16 protein-coding genes and 1 pseudogene are annotated in these 13,685 nt (G+C 64.4%); 8 read left to right on the top strand and 9 right to left on the bottom strand.

Annotated elements, in window-relative coordinates; translation table 11 throughout:
- Nucleotides 1-20: 20 nt before the first annotated feature.
- Both Q8P38_11305 and Q8P38_11300 read right to left on the bottom strand, forming a co-directional pair.
- Nucleotides 21-860 carry a pentapeptide repeat-containing protein gene (locus Q8P38_11305; protein MDP4015189.1) on the bottom strand — a complete coding sequence of 280 codons (840 nt, stop codon included), beginning with the start codon at nucleotides 858-860 and terminating at the stop codon, nucleotides 21-23.
- Complete coding sequence (locus tag Q8P38_11300; GenBank protein ID MDP4015188.1) at nucleotides 857-1,027, bottom strand: biotin carboxylase N-terminal domain-containing protein; 171 nt, start codon at nucleotides 1,025-1,027, stop codon at nucleotides 857-859. The genes Q8P38_11305 and Q8P38_11300 overlap by 4 nt, the downstream gene beginning before the upstream one ends.
- 544 nt (nucleotides 1,028-1,571) lie before the next feature.
- Between Q8P38_11300 and Q8P38_11295 the strand changes: the two are divergent.
- The 3 genes and pseudogenes from Q8P38_11295 to Q8P38_11285 all read left to right on the top strand — a co-directional run bounded on the left by Q8P38_11295 (nucleotide 1,572) and on the right by Q8P38_11285 (nucleotide 3,103).
- Nucleotides 1,572-1,880 (top strand): annotated as a pseudogene (locus Q8P38_11295) (SDR family oxidoreductase).
- Between the two features lie 60 nt (nucleotides 1,881-1,940).
- On the top strand, nucleotides 1,941-2,099 hold the full coding sequence (locus Q8P38_11290; protein ID MDP4015187.1) for a hypothetical protein: 159 nt from the start codon (nucleotides 1,941-1,943) through the stop codon (nucleotides 2,097-2,099).
- A gap of 86 nt (nucleotides 2,100-2,185) precedes the next feature.
- Complete coding sequence (locus tag Q8P38_11285) at nucleotides 2,186-3,103, top strand: alpha/beta fold hydrolase (protein ID MDP4015186.1); 918 nt, start codon at nucleotides 2,186-2,188, stop codon at nucleotides 3,101-3,103.
- A gap of 20 nt (nucleotides 3,104-3,123) precedes the next feature.
- Here Q8P38_11285 and Q8P38_11280 read toward each other — a convergent pair whose 3' ends face one another.
- From Q8P38_11280 to Q8P38_11260, 5 genes are all read right to left on the bottom strand, one after another.
- Nucleotides 3,124-3,387 carry a Txe/YoeB family addiction module toxin gene (locus Q8P38_11280; protein ID MDP4015185.1) on the bottom strand — a complete coding sequence of 88 codons (264 nt, stop codon included), beginning with the start codon at nucleotides 3,385-3,387 and terminating at the stop codon, nucleotides 3,124-3,126.
- Nucleotides 3,384-3,623, bottom strand: coding sequence for a type II toxin-antitoxin system Phd/YefM family antitoxin (locus tag Q8P38_11275; GenBank protein ID MDP4015184.1), 240 nt, complete (start codon nucleotides 3,621-3,623; stop codon nucleotides 3,384-3,386). Before Q8P38_11275 ends, Q8P38_11280 begins: the two co-directional genes overlap by 4 nt.
- 78 nt (nucleotides 3,624-3,701) lie before the next feature.
- Nucleotides 3,702-5,006, bottom strand: coding sequence for a S8 family serine peptidase (locus Q8P38_11270; GenBank protein ID MDP4015183.1), 1,305 nt, complete (start codon nucleotides 5,004-5,006; stop codon nucleotides 3,702-3,704).
- A 130-nt stretch (nucleotides 5,007-5,136) separates the two neighbouring features.
- Nucleotides 5,137-5,358: an acyl-CoA carboxylase epsilon subunit gene (locus tag Q8P38_11265; protein ID MDP4015182.1), complete on the bottom strand. Its 222-nt coding sequence runs from the start codon at nucleotides 5,356-5,358 to the stop codon at nucleotides 5,137-5,139.
- A complete protein-coding gene (locus Q8P38_11260; GenBank protein ID MDP4015181.1) occupies nucleotides 5,355-6,959 on the bottom strand; it encodes an acyl-CoA carboxylase subunit beta in 1,605 nt (534 codons plus the stop codon). Before Q8P38_11260 ends, Q8P38_11265 begins: the two co-directional genes overlap by 4 nt.
- 33 nt (nucleotides 6,960-6,992) lie before the next feature.
- Between Q8P38_11260 and Q8P38_11255 the strand changes: the two genes are divergently transcribed.
- The 3 genes from Q8P38_11255 to Q8P38_11245 are packed head-to-tail and all read left to right on the top strand — an operon-like array spanning nucleotide 6,993 to nucleotide 9,466.
- Nucleotides 6,993-7,787: a biotin--[acetyl-CoA-carboxylase] ligase gene (locus tag Q8P38_11255; GenBank protein MDP4015180.1), complete on the top strand. Its 795-nt coding sequence runs from the start codon at nucleotides 6,993-6,995 to the stop codon at nucleotides 7,785-7,787.
- A gap of 60 nt (nucleotides 7,788-7,847) precedes the next feature.
- On the top strand, nucleotides 7,848-8,381 hold the full coding sequence (locus Q8P38_11250) for a PH domain-containing protein (GenBank protein ID MDP4015179.1): 534 nt from the start codon (nucleotides 7,848-7,850) through the stop codon (nucleotides 8,379-8,381).
- Nucleotides 8,378-9,466, top strand: coding sequence for an adenylate/guanylate cyclase domain-containing protein (locus Q8P38_11245; protein ID MDP4015178.1), 1,089 nt, complete (start codon nucleotides 8,378-8,380; stop codon nucleotides 9,464-9,466). The genes Q8P38_11250 and Q8P38_11245 overlap by 4 nt, the downstream gene beginning before the upstream one ends.
- Here Q8P38_11245 and Q8P38_11240 read toward each other — a convergent pair.
- Complete coding sequence (locus Q8P38_11240; GenBank protein MDP4015177.1) at nucleotides 9,352-9,909, bottom strand: GtrA family protein; 558 nt, start codon at nucleotides 9,907-9,909, stop codon at nucleotides 9,352-9,354. The two genes, Q8P38_11245 and Q8P38_11240, sit on opposite strands and share 115 nt — an antisense overlap.
- A gap of 261 nt (nucleotides 9,910-10,170) precedes the next feature.
- On the opposite strand from Q8P38_11240, the gene purE reads away from it, so the two are divergent.
- Nucleotides 10,171-10,683, top strand: a complete 513-nt coding sequence (purE, locus tag Q8P38_11235; protein MDP4015176.1) for a 5-(carboxyamino)imidazole ribonucleotide mutase — start codon at nucleotides 10,171-10,173, stop codon at nucleotides 10,681-10,683.
- Between the two features lie 45 nt (nucleotides 10,684-10,728).
- Here the strand turns inward: purE and Q8P38_11230 are convergent, their stop codons facing one another.
- Nucleotides 10,729-12,042: a UDP-glucose/GDP-mannose dehydrogenase family protein gene (locus tag Q8P38_11230; GenBank protein ID MDP4015175.1), complete on the bottom strand. Its 1,314-nt coding sequence runs from the start codon at nucleotides 12,040-12,042 to the stop codon at nucleotides 10,729-10,731.
- A gap of 141 nt (nucleotides 12,043-12,183) precedes the next feature.
- Between Q8P38_11230 and Q8P38_11225 the strand changes: the two genes are divergently transcribed.
- A complete protein-coding gene (locus Q8P38_11225) occupies nucleotides 12,184-13,350 on the top strand; it encodes an acyl-CoA dehydrogenase family protein (GenBank protein ID MDP4015174.1) in 1,167 nt (388 codons plus the stop codon).
- The last annotated feature ends 335 nt before the right edge of the window (nucleotides 13,351-13,685 follow it).

Below are 13,685 nucleotides of genomic sequence, written 5' to 3'. Positions count from 1 at the left end.
CCTGCTCGCAAGCCGAGGACCTACTTACACTCCCCGAATGATTCCTTCCCGCACTTCCGGCCATCGAACCAAGTCGCGCCACGCAGGTCCGCCCCGGTCAGGTCCGCCCCGGTCAGGTCCGCCCCGGTCAGGTCCGCCCGGGTCAGGTCCGCGTCGCTCAGGTCCGCGTCGCGCAGGTTCGCGCCGGTCGCGTTCACCTCCCGCAGATTCGCCCCGGAAAAGTCCACCAGTTCCAAGTTCGCCCGGCGCAGGTCCGCCTTTCTCAGGTTCGCCTTCATCGCGTCCGCCACAGTCAGGTCCGCGCCAGCGAGGTTCGCGCCGTCCAGGAACGCATCGGTCAGGTTCGCATGGGAAAGGTTCGCCTGGGTCAGGTTCGCATTAGAAAGGTGCGCCCCGGGCAGGTACGCCCAGTACAGGTTCGCCTTCGTCAAGTCCAGACCAGACAGGTTCGCCTGACTTAGGTTCGCGCCGCTCAGGTTCGTCCTGCTGTTCACTCTCACGGTTGTAAGGTTCGTCCGTCGCAGGGTCGCGTGGGTCAGGTTCGCCTTGTTCAGGTCCGTCTGGTGCAGGTTCGCCTGTGTGAGGTTCGCCTCGGTCAGGTCCGCCTCCAGCAGGTGCGTTCCCATCAGGTCCGCCTCCAGCAGGTTGGCCCCGCGCAGGTTGGCCCCGCGCAGGTCGCAGTTCGATAGGTCGGACTTGGGCTTCTTCGGGACATTCGCGCAGTCCCGAAGGGTTGGGGACGCGGTCGGCGTCGGTGCGGTGTCGCGGGCCGGCTCTGTGTCGGTTTGGCTGGAGCACGCTCCCAATACCAAGGCGACGCATGCGGCAAGGGCCGCGACTCCTGTCCGCTTGTTGTTCATGTCGGCAGTATGTCTTGGCGCGGCTGTTGTTGCGCACTGGTGGCCAGGATCTGCACGTCGCGGTCAGGGTCGGCGTAGATGGCGACCGATGCGATGCTCGAATCCCGGCACGCGCGCGCCACGCGCACCGCGATTTCCCCACGATTGGCGATCAAGATCTTGCGCATCAACGGCCTTCCGGGTCGGCGGTGAACCTAGTGCGAGCCTAGAGCCTGCGCGGCAGCGCTCGCCTGCCGATGCGGCCGTGATGTCTCATCAGGGGCACAGGCCACCGGGTCGGGCACAGTTCGTGTCGGCGCTTGCCGTGGGGAGCTATGGGCCTGGCTGGGTGCTGTTCGACAGCACCAGCCGCAGCCCTTGGCCCATTGACATGTGCTCCCGCAGACCCACAGCCGACTTGTGGGGCCGGATGAGGCGAGAGTCTCACGTTAGGTCCCGCGATAGCGGAAGCGTGAGATCCCGTTCCGCTACCGTACACATCAAGACCGCACGCACGGATTGAAAGGGGAAGGGGAACCGGACCCGCAGTGCGGGCACCGCGCCCCTGACTAACAATGGCTGAATCGAGAGTCGTTCTGGTCACTGGTGCCGGCCACGGATGTGGACGCGTGATTGCGCAGGATCTTGCCGAACGCGGCGACGTCGTCGTCGTCAACGACATCAATGCGGACACGGAAATCGTGACCAGCGGATCTTACGTCGGCTCCGCAGAATGGCCTCTACGCCGCATCCAAGGGCGGAGTCGATGCGCTATCGAAGTCCGCGGCGATCGAGGTTGCCGCTGAGGGCATCAGCATCAACGCACTGGCCTTTATTGCGGCAGACGTCCCCGATGGGATGTTCCAGCGCTTCTTGGCAACTTCAGGCGTTCCCCAGCAGGACATCATGAGCGCGCTGCCGGCCGGCCGCATGCTCAAGGTTGATGAGCTCTGCGCTGCGGTGCGGTACTTGTGCTCAGTGGAAGCCCGGTTTGTCGTTGGAACGACGATGATCCTCGATGGCGGTTTCACGGCCCAGTAGTCTGGGCTTCCTGACCGTGAAGACCCCAGGGCCTGAAGGCCAGGTCAGCGCTGGATGTACATGCGGAAGAAACGTTGGATCCTCGTTCTGACAGTGCTCGCGGTCCTGGTCTTGGCCGTCATCGGCTGGCGGGCGTACCGATTCGCCGGTACAGTCACGGCGCGGACATGCCTCGGCCTGGGAAATCGTGGCTGGTCTTCGACAGATGGGTGCCCTTGATCGGGTACGCCACAGCAACGCCCAATCACTGCTGAACTCAATGTCGCATTGGATCGCGCTACCAGCCGAGCCGTAGAGTTCGCCGGGTGGGCGGCGATGGCGGTGGCATGCGGGCAAACGCCCCCTACACGCGCAGGCGCCTGGTTCTGGCGGGGGTAGCGATCACCGTCGTGCTTGCGGCCTTCTATGTGCTCAGGTCCGGTGGACCGTTGTCGATCCTGCACAGGGCGATTGGGCAGGACTTCAGCGCCAGCAACGCCGAAGTTCGCACGTACGAGATCGAGTCCGAGTTGACCGGCGGTGTCCGCGAGGAGATAGCGATCCTCCCCGCCACTCGTTCAGCCCGCCCACCGCTCCTGCTGCTCTTCCACGGGCGAGGCGGACAGTCGATGAGCTGGGCCGACGACGCGATGCTCGCGGCGCTCGATCGGCAGGGGAAGCGCGCCCCGGTGGTTGTCTCCGTGGACGGGGGAGACCACTCCTACTACCACGACCGCGACGATGGGCAATGGGACTCCTACGTCATGAACGAGGTGATCCCGGACGCGGTCGAGAGGTTCGGTGTCGACCCGCAGCGGATCGTGGTCGGTGGTCATTCGATGGGCGGATTCGGCGCTCTCAATCTCGCCATGCGACATCCGGGGCGGTTCTGCGCGGCTGGCGGCCATGAGCCCGCTATCTGGCGTACCGGGGGCGAGACCGCCCCAGGGGCTTTCGACGACGCCGAGGACTTCGCCCGCAATGACCTCGTAGGCACCGCCATCAGCAAGCCCAAGCCATTCGGGTCAACGAAGCTCTGGCTTGACCGTGGTGATCGGGACTACTTCATCGCCGGTGATGAGGCGTTCATCGCGGCGCTCCGCTCGAAAGGCACTTCGATCAAGACCCGCGTGTGGCCCGGTGACCATGGGACTGACTACCTGTGGCCCCACATCGACGAGCCGGTCGCCTTCTACGCGAAAGCCCTGGCCGACTGCGAGCCTGTGGCAGCGCGCGGAGGCTAGGGCGACAGACGGCACCGCGTCTACTCGTAGTGGGTCCACATCGCGAGCACACGAACGATGTTCTTGTCTTCGAGAACGTCGTAGACGATGCGATGTTGAATGTTGATCCGTCTTGAGTAGCAGCCTTGGAGGTTCCCGACGAGCTTCTCGTACTGCGGTGGGTTCTGATACGGGTTCTCCCGCACGACATCGAGCAGTCTCGCGGCTTTGTCGCGCAGGCCGCTGCGGGCGAGCTTCTTCGCGTCTCTTCGAGCTCGAGCCGTGAACGCCAGCTTGTAGGTCACCACTTCAGGGGAGTCGTGTCCAGCGGCTCTTGCCGACCTGTCTGGATGTCTTCCACAAGCCCGGGGATGGCATGCAGCGCGACCGTTTCCATGACGGCGTTCCAGTCGTCTTCAGACACCAGGACCGCGTTGCCGTTCCTGCCCGTGATCGTCACTGGGGAGTGCTCGGAGTTGACTTGCGACAGCAGGACGTACAGCTTTGCCCTGGCTTCGGTCGCGTTGATCGTGCTTGCCATACCTCAACCGTACGGGATGACGTACGGCGTGGCAATGGCTAGTGGCGCCCGCAGTGATCGGTCGATTGGGCGGGAAACTCAGCGGCTAGCTCGGGCCGCCGCCACGGCTTTGCCAGCGCGCACCAGGCCATGGCCGAAGAACTCGTCCCATCCGTCCTTGGACGTGTCATCCTTCGCTGTGGCAGTCAGGATCTCCTCGACGTCGCGGCGACTCAAGCCTCGGTTCGCCGAGCGGACCAGCGTGGCGGCGGCCGAGACGTGGGGCGCTGCCATGGACGTGCCTTCCATTGCGGCGTACCTGCCGCCTGGGACTGTGCTGTAGATCCGCTCGCCTGGCGCCGTGAAGTCGATGTAGTCCCCGTGGTTGGACCAGTAGCTCCAACGCCCCGATGGGCCGAATGCCGACACGGCCAGGACGTCCGGGAAGGCTGCGGGGTAGGACGCCGAGTTTCCGGTCTGGGCCTCGTTCCCGGCGGCGGCCACGACTGTTACGCCGTGGCGAGTCGCGTAGGCGACCGCGCTGCGTACGGCGGAACTGGCGTAGTCGGACCCCAGTGAGAGGTTGATGACTTCCACTCCTCTCCTAACCGACAGGATGATGCCCTTGGCGACAGACGCGCTGGTGGCGTAGCCCTTCTTCGTGAAGACGCGCACTGGCAGGATCTTGGCTTTGTGAGCCACGCCAGTGATCCCTATGCCGTTAAGATCCGCGCCGATGATCCCGGCCACGTGGGTTCCGTGTCCCATGAAGTCGCCCGCCCAGTGACCTTTGACCTTCCGGCCCCTGACGATGTTGATCTGCGGGAGCAGCCTGCCTCGCAGGTCCGGGTGACTCGCGTCGACGCCGGTGTCGATGACCGCGACTCTGGGCCCCTTACCACGGGTCTTGCGCCAGGCTACTCTGGCGCGCACCGCTGCCAGGTTCCATTGCCTCGCCGCGTATGGCTTGGTCCCCTTGGCGCGCAAACCAGGCAGTGCGATCCTGCGCGCGCCCGGCGATCCCGAGCTTGACGTCGGTGAGGCGCTCTTCGAACGGGACCACGTCTCCGGCAGTCGGAACACCCGGTTCACCGACGCGGAAACGCCCGGCCGCGCATCCATCTCGGCCGCGATCGCTTGCGCCTGCGCCGCGCTGTCTGCGCGAAGAGTCGTGACCTTGGGCTCGCCGTCAGCATCTTCGACGACGACAACTTGGCGCTCGGTCTTCTTCGGACCCGCACCAGGAACCTCTTTCAGCGGCGATGCCGCATTGATTTCCGGCTGGGTCACCTCGCCGCGCGTGTCCTGATTGTCCGCGGCCGCCAGGCCAGGGGAGACGAGCACCGCGGCGGCGGTGAGCGCGGAAGTAGCCAGCGCAAGCGCTGCCTCTCGCGGTCGCCTCATGGGGCCTCCAGCCTCTTCTCCCTATCATCCTCCCCAATTCCAGGTATTGCACAGTGCGACGTTGGCCACACTGGCCGTAGGTGATGATCGCGGAGAGTTACAGTGCCTTGGGCTGCTTCTAGGCGCCCGGTCAGCCGGACCGCAGCGACATCCTCCAAGCCGAGGGTCCGGTACGCGGTGACCGCCGCCCCTGGCGTGCGGACAGAGCCCACTGGGAGCGTTCCGGTTCACGCGGAGATCCGGAGATTGACAACGCCGACGCCACAGCCACCAGGGCTGCCACTTCGCTGGCAGACGGATGCCCCGAAATGACCCTGAGCACAGGCACATCTGGCGCCGGATCGTCACTCATAGCGGGATGTTCCCGTGCTTCTTGGGCAGTGATTCGCGCCGCTTGTTTCGCAGCGCGCGCAACGCCAGAGTCACTTGGGCGCGCGTCTCGTGGGGGAAGATCACGCGGTCGATGTATCCGCGTTCGGCTGCCTGATACGGATTGCACAGAGTGCGCGAGTAGTCGTCGATCAGCTCTTCCCGCTTCGTGTCAGGATCGGTCGCCGCCGCCAGATCCTTGCGGTGAAGGATATTGACCGCTCCCTTCGCCCCCATGACGGCGATCTCAGCGGTTGGCCAGGCCAGGTTTATGTCGCCGCCCTGGTGCTTGGAACCCATGACGTCATAGGCCCCCCCATAGGCCTTCCGTGTGATGATGGTGACCAGCGGAACGGACGCCTCACAGTACGCGTAGATCAGTTTGGCGCCGCGCCGGATGATGCCGTTCCACTCCTGATCGGTCCCCGGCAAGAACCCGGGGACATCCACGAACGTGAGCACTGGCACGTTGAAGGCGTCGCAGGTTCTGACGAACCGAGCGGCCTTCTCAGACGCGTCTATGTCCAGCGTTCCGGCGAATTGCATCGGCTGGTTCGCCACGACTCCGACAGGTCGGCCATCGACACGACCGAAACCGACGATCATGTTCGGGGCGAACAACTCCTGGACCTCCAGGAAGTCCCCGTCATCCAGCACGTGTTCGATGATCGTGTGCATGTCGTACGGCTGGTTCACCGAATCCGGAAGCAGTGTGTCCAGTTCCCGGTCCTGTTCGGTGACTCCCAAGTCTCCCGCGGCCTCGAACGTCGGCGGGTCTTCCAAGTTGTTGCTGGGCAAGTGGGCAAGCAGAGTCCGCACGTAATCCAGTGCGTCGTCTTCGTCCGCTGCCAAGTAGTGAGCGACCCCGGATCGGGAGTTATGCGTACGCGCCCCGCCAAGCTCTTCGAACTCGACGTCCTCGCCCGTGACGGTCTTGATCACGTCGGGTCCGGTTATGAACATGTGCGATGTCTTGTCGACCATGATCGTGAAATCGGTGATGGCGGGGGAGTACACGGCGCCTCCCGCGCAGGGTCCCATGATCAGCGAGATCTGGGGCACGACGCCGCTCGCGCGGACGTTGCGCTTGAAGATCTCGCCGTACAGGCCGAGGGAGACCACACCTTCCTGGATCCTGGCGCCACCGGAGTCGTTGATCCCGATTACCGGGCATCCGGTCTTCAGCGCGAGGTCCATGATCTTGACGATCTTCTCCCCGAAGACCTCACCAAGGGAGCCGCCGAACACGGTGAAGTCCTGAGAGAACACGCAGACTGGGCGGCCGTCGATCGTTCCGTAGCCTGTAACGACGCCGTCCCCGTAGGGCCGGTTCTTCTCCAATCCGAAGGCGTGCGAACGGTGCCGGGCCAGTCCGTCGGTCTGCTGGAACGAATCGGCGTCCAGCAGCGCGAGGACCCGTTCCATGGCGGTCTTCTTGCCCTTGGCATGCTGCTTGTCGACCGCGGCCTTGCGCCTGGTCTGCGCCTCTTCGCGACGACTCTCCAGGTCCCGCGCCTTGCCGACCGTCGTGGTCAGGTCCGGGCCCGCCGACTCTGGGTTCTCTTCCTGAGCCGTTTCGCTCATGACACCTCCAGTGGATCTCTCTACAGTATCCACGTGACCACGAACTCGCCTTCCGCCGTTCCGGACGTCGATCCCCTCGACGCTGACCTGATCGCTCAACTCCTTGGTGAGTGGCACGTGCCCTGGCGGGACGTGATCGTTGTGGGGGTGACGGGGTCGACGAACGCGGACCTGGCCGAGCGGGTACGGGCCGGTTCCGCGCCCGCAGGCACCGTGATCGCGGCCGCGCAGCAGACAGCCGGGCGCGGCAGGCTAGGGCGATCCTGGTCGTCACCGAGAGGCACATTGTCGTTCTCCGTCGCGCTCTCCCCGCCAGAAGATGCGATCGCGCTAGTGCCTCTAGTCATGGGCATAGGCGTAGTCGAGGGCCTTCGCCAACTGACGGGGATAGACGTAGTTCTGAAGTGGCCCAACGACGTGCAAATCGCCAACGGCAAGGTTGCCGGGCTGCTGGCCGAGCGGATCGGGGACCAAGTCGTGGCCGGCTGCGGACTAAACATCAGTCTCACGGCGGAGGAGTTGCCCGTGCCTACCGCGACGTCGCTGTCGCTGCACACTCCGCCTCCTTCCCGCGAACAGGTTCTTGTGGCGTGCCTTTCGCAGCTGGCCCGTCGGGTGGAGGAATGGGACCGGGGAAGGATCATCGCGGAATACCGGACCATGTGCGACACGCTGGGTCGGTCAATCGTCGTGCGTCTTCCTGGCGGAGCCGAGTTGGCCGGGCAGGCGCTGGCGATCGACAGCGGTGGTCGGCTTGTTGTGGGCGCGGCGGATGGTGAGCACGTCATTGACGCGGGCGACGTCGAATACGTCCGGACGTCGCTATGAGACTCGCTCGGGCGGTCTCAACCGGGCCAGTCGGTGGGAAGCTTTAGTAACGTTACGCGCATGGCATACCCGGAGAAGCTCCTTTCCGACGGGGAGGAAGTTGAATTCGAGATGCGTCCCCACTGGAGGGCGCTCGTCGTGCCGGGTCTGCTGTTGTTCGCCGTCATCTTCAGTGCTGTGTTCCTCGGAGCGAAGTTCTCGTCCTGGTTCGCGAACAGTGACCTCATCCGGTCTATGGGGTCGTGGGCAGTAGCGCTGGTGGCGCTGTTCGTCTTGGTTGTCTTTGTGATCCGGCCGTTTCTGTACTGGGTCACGACGCAGTACGTGTTCACTAGTCGCCGGATCATCGTGCGCTCCGGACTCATTGCTAGGCATGGCCGGGACATGCCGCTGAGCAAGGTCAATAACGTGTCATTCGACGTCAGCGTGTTCGGCAGGCTCCTCAACTACGGGACTTTGACCATCGACTCAGCCAGCGACGAGGCGTTGATCATCGAGGACGTTCCCAGCGTCGAGCACATTCAGCGCGAGGTGAATCGGCTCCACGAGGAGGATGACGAGCGGCGTCGCCGCAGTTTGGCGGACGAAGCGTGATCGGGGACGGCGACTCGCCCAGCTCCGATCTGGAAACCGCTGTCCTTGGCGGTGCGAAGAGATACACGCCTGAGGAGATGGCCGCGGCGGCGAGGCTCACTCTCGAGGAAGTGCGTCAGCTTTGGCGCGCTCTGGGCTTCCCTGATGTTGGCGAGGAGCGGGCGTTCACTGACGCTGACCTGACCGCGCTGCTGCGCGTGGCTTCACTGGTGGAACGCAACATGATCGATCTGGACGGCGTGGCCGACCTGGCACGATCACTTGGACGCACCACGTCCAGGCTCGCTGACTGGCAGGTCGACGCCCTCGGCACGCGTCTTGTGGGCCCGGACTGGCCTGAGCGACTGGCCGAGTCGGATCAGGTCAAGTTCGAGTCGGCTGTCTTGGGGCTGCTGCCAGACTTGGAGGAGCTTCTGACATACGTGTGGCGCAGACAGCTCGCCGCGACGCTGGAGCGATCGCTGACTGATCTACTGCCGCGTCCGCACGAAGAGGCCCTGTCGACGGTCGGTTTCGCGGACCTTGTTTCGTTCACGCGGTTGTCTAGGCAGATTGACGGCGCGACTCTGGCGCAGGTAGTGCAAACTTTCGAGGCGGAGAGTTCCGACGTCGTACATGCCGAAGGCGCGCGGCTGGTCAAGACACTCGGAGACGAGGTCATGTTCGTCGCTGGCGGCTCCACCTCGGCCGCGAGGATCGCCTTGGCGCTACACCGCGTGCACGCGGGGGCCGAGCACCTCCCGCAGCTGCGGATCGGTCTGGCCACGGGGCCGGTGCTGACGCGGATGGGAGACGTCTTCGGACCCACGGTGAATCGCGCCTCCCGGATGACGACTCTCGCGCGTCCAGGCACGACTGTCATCGATGGCGCGACCGACGAGGCCTTGCATGACTCGAGCGCGTATGACGTCGAGCTAACGACACGCGCACTGACTCCGCGACCGGTCCGAGGTCTGGGTATCGTGCGCCCCTACGCCCTCTCAGGTGTGGCGGCAGACCCAGAACCGGTCTCGAGTACTGACTCTGACTCGAAAGGCGCTGAAGCCGCCAATGGGTCGATAGCGGGGAACACCCACCTGCGATAGGACCAGAACCGGAAAATGGTCCCCAGGGCCAGGCCTACGACGTTGGCACTTATGTTGTCCGCCAGCACGGAGGTCAGTCCGAGTGCGTAGTGCGAGAACCAGAGAACCGACAGGGCGATGAGCATCGCCACGCCGTTGAGCGCGACGAACAGGACGTACTCGCGAAGTACACCGGTCCGCCCGCGCTGTGAGAACGTCCAGTTCCGGTTCAGCGTGTACGACAAGGTGGTGGCCACTATTACCGAGACGGCCTTGGCAGTGAGCGGCTTGTCAGCCAGCGGTCCACCCCCGCCGACGAACATGAGCAGATTGAACAGACCAACGTCAACGAACAGGCAGATAAGGCCCACGACACCGAATCTGCCGACTTCGCGGATCATGTCGGCGAACGGGCGCAACAGCTCTCGGATTCGTGAACCTGTCCGGTCCGCGGCCAGAGTCATGGTTGTCACGTCCTGAAACTACCCGGTCGACACAGCAGTAACCTGGACGGCGATGTGGCCTGGGTCACTGCCGACGCTGTTACTACGTTTCACAGTATGACCCGTTGGGGTCTGGGGGCACCCCCTGTGGGGGAGATGCTGGGTGCGCCACTCGGTTGGCCCAGTGCCAGGAGATCGGACCGTTCCGCGGGGAGGGGTCTGTAGGCTTCCCTGTGTACCGCCTGGTTCGCGCAGACCTTGTGGCATCGAGGGAGTGAACTCATGAGTGACGATCAGCCCATCGTTGGGGTTCTGATGGGCAGCGACTCAGACTGGCCGGTGATGTCGGACGCGGCCCAAGTACTGACAGACTTCGGCATCGCGCATGAAGTCGACGTTGTGTCCGCCCACCGTATGGCGCAGCAGGCTATCGACTACTCCGCTGGCGCTGCCGCCCGCGGTCTGAAGGTCTTGATCGCGGGAGCTGGCGGGGCCGCGCACCTTCCCGGCGTTCTGGCGGCAGTGACATCGTTGCCGGTCATCGGCGTGCCGATAGCGCTGCGCTACTTGGACGGTATGGATTCGCTGCTGTCCATCGTGCAGATGCCAAGCGGTGTTCCCGTCGCGACGGTTGGTGTTGGCAGTTCGGCGAATGCCGGGCTACTGGCTGTGCGAATGCTCGCTGTCGGCGATGACAAGCTGCGCGAACAGCTCGATCGGCATCGTGAGCAGCTCGCCGCTGGCGCCCGGGCGAAGGGCGCGGCATTGCGCGAGCAGATCGCCGGCGACAGCTAGCTGTCATCCCTGCCCAGGTGCTGCGCCTAGTGCGGGCGCACTACCTCAGCGTCGGCCCAGTCCGCGGTACTCCCAGCCAGCGGTCCGCCAGAGCTTCGCGTCCAACGCGTTGCGGCCGTCCAGGATCACCGGGCTTTCCACCATCTTGGCTACCAGCACCGGGTCAAGATCGAGGAACTCGGCCCATTCGGTCAGCAGCAGCACTAGGTGGGCACCCTCCAGAGCCGATTCGGCATCTGGTGCGTAGTTCAGCGTTGGGAACGCGCGGCTGGCATTGGCGTTGGCCCGGGGGTCATAGACGCGCACTTGTGCGCCCTGAAGGTGTAGCGCAGCGGCGATATTGAGCGCCGGCGAATCACGGATGTCGTCGCTGTCCGGCTTGAAGGCGACCCCTAGCACCGCTATTCGCGCTCCCAGGATCGAGCGGCTGAGCATCTCGCGAGCGATCTCAACGGTGTGGTGTCGGCGGCGGGTGTTTATCTCATCGATCTCGCGGAGAAACGCCAAGGATGGCCCAACTCCGAGTTCTCCGGCGCGAGCTCCGAAGGCCCGGATGTCCTTGGGCAGGCAGCCGCCGCCGAAGCCGATCCCAGCTCGCAGGAACTTCGGGCCGATGCGGTCGTCGTGGCCGATAGCTTCGGCCAGGTGAGTAACGTCGGCGCCTGTCACTTCGCACACCTCGGCCATGGCGTTGATGAAGGACACTTTCGTTGCCAGGAATGCGTTGGCCGCGACCTTGACGAGTTCCGCTGTTGCGAAGTCGGTGGAAAGGAAAGGTGTTCCGGCCGCGATTGGGGCTGCGTAGAGATCTCGCAGCTTCCGTTCGTCAGAAGCGTGCATCACGCCCACGACGATGCGGTCGGGGCTGAGCGTGTCCTCGATGGCGTGGCCTTCCCGGAGGAACTCGGGGTTCCAGGCCAGGTGGACCGCGTCGCCCGCCGGGGCTGTCCGCGCCAGCGTGGACGCCAACTCCTGCGCTGTGCCCACGGGTACGGTGCTCTTCCCTATGACCAGAGTCGGCTTGGTGAGGACGGGGGCCAGAGCCGCCACCGCCGCGTGCACGTGCGTCAGGTCCGCGGCATCAGATCCGGCCTGCTGTGGAGTCCCTACGCACAGGAAGTGTGCGTCGCATTCCGCCGTCGCGGTTACGTCCTGCGAGAAGGACAGAGCGCCGGTGGCCACGTGCTTCTTGACGAGGTCGGCAAGGCCTGGCTCGAAGAACGGCGGCTCGCCACGGTTCAACGCATCGACCCTTGCCGCGTCGACGTCGATCCCGATGACCGTGTGGCCCGCCTCGGCCATCGCAGCCGCATGCGTAGCGCCCAGGTAGCCAGTGCCGATGACACTTACATTGCCCATCGGGCCAGGCTACTTCAGGCGGCGGGGGAGCGTCAGAGGTGCCGCAGCGTGCCAGGCCCAGTGCCGCAAGCTGCTATGTCCGGTCCGGAGTCAGTATCGTTGCCTACGGCGCTGGAAGCGCCCGAGCCGATGGGAGTCCCAATGCCACTTGAGCCCAATCCGGAATACGACTTGTTCAGTCTCAGCGAAGAACACGAGGCGCTTCGGGAAGCGGTCAGGGCGCTGGCTGTTGACCGGATAGCGCCCCGCGCCGCCGAGATCGATGAGTCGGGTGAGTTTCCGCAGGACATCTACTCATTGCTGTGCTCGGCCGGATTCCAAGCCGTGCACATTCCCGAGCAGTATGGCGGCGAAGGTGGCGACGCGTTGGCATCATGTGTCGTCATCGAGGAACTGGCACGGGTATGCGGATCGACTTCGCTGATCCCGGCAGTCAACAAGCTCGGTACGACGCCGCTTCTTATCAGCGGGTCGGAGGATCTGAAGGAGAGGTACCTCAGGCCCGTCGCGGAGGGCAAGGCGATGTTCTCCTACGCGCTGAGCGAACGCGAGGCCGGTAGTGACGCGGCAAGCATGAAGACCAGAGCGGTTCTGGACGGCGACAGTTGGGTCCTGAATGGACAGAAGTCGTGGATTTCCAACGCGGGGATCTCGGAGTATTACACGATCCTGGCCACCTCGGACCCCGATGCTCGCGCCCGGGGGATCTCGGCTTTCGTCGTGCACGCGGACGATCCAGGCCTGTCCCTGGGGGCGCCGGAACGGAAGATGGGTATGCACGGGTCTCCCACGCGGGAGGTAATCCTGGAGAACGTTCGAATCCCCTCGGACAGAATCATTGGTGAACCCGGGACCGGCTTCTCCACAGCCATGCGGACGCTCGACATCACGCGCATCACTATTGGCGCGCAGGCGCTCGGCCTGGCTCAGGGAGCGCTGGACGCGGCGGCCGCCTACGCCAAGGAGCGCCACCAGTTCGGCAAGGCGATCGCCGAGTTCCAGGGAATCCAGTTCATGATCGCGGACATGGCCATGAAGATCGCGGCCGCCCGGGCGTTGGTGTACGAAGCCGCCGCGAAGTCGGAGCGACTATCGCCCGACTTGAGCTTCGCCGGTGCGGCGGCCAAGTGCTTCGCATCCGACATCGCGATGGAAGTTGCCACAGACGCGGTTCAGGTGTTCGGCGGAGCGGGCTACGTCAGGGACTACCCCGTCGAGCGGATCATGCGCGATGTGAAGGTCACGCAGATCTATGAGGGGACGAACCAAATCCAGAGGCTTGTCATGGCGCGTTCCGTGCTGCGCTGACGGGACGCTTCCCGGGTGGATGTTCAGGAACAGATGCTGTCGCGGGCGGTTCTGACAGTGTTCTCGACGCTGGTGGCGGCAGCCCGAACCGGGGCGATGCCGCTGTAGTCGTCGGCGACCTGGCCGAAGCCCTCCAGAGCATCAACAGGGTAGACAGAGCGCACTGATTTGGGCCAAGTCAGGTTTCAGGTAGCGGGGGGGTGCCGCGTTTAGGCTCTGGATTGATCGTTGTGAAGTGGCGTGAGCTGGTCTAGGTCGTCCAGGATGGTGATCATGATGGATGGTGCGGGGCATCGTCGTGGTTGCCGGTTGCGTCGCGTTGTGGTGTTTGGCGC

This window comes from Candidatus Nanopelagicales bacterium (assembly GCA_030700225.1).
Lineage (GTDB): Bacteria > Actinomycetota > Actinomycetes > S36-B12.
The sequence above is the reverse complement of the archived record's forward strand: the minus strand, read 5'-3'. Positions and strand labels throughout refer to the sequence as shown.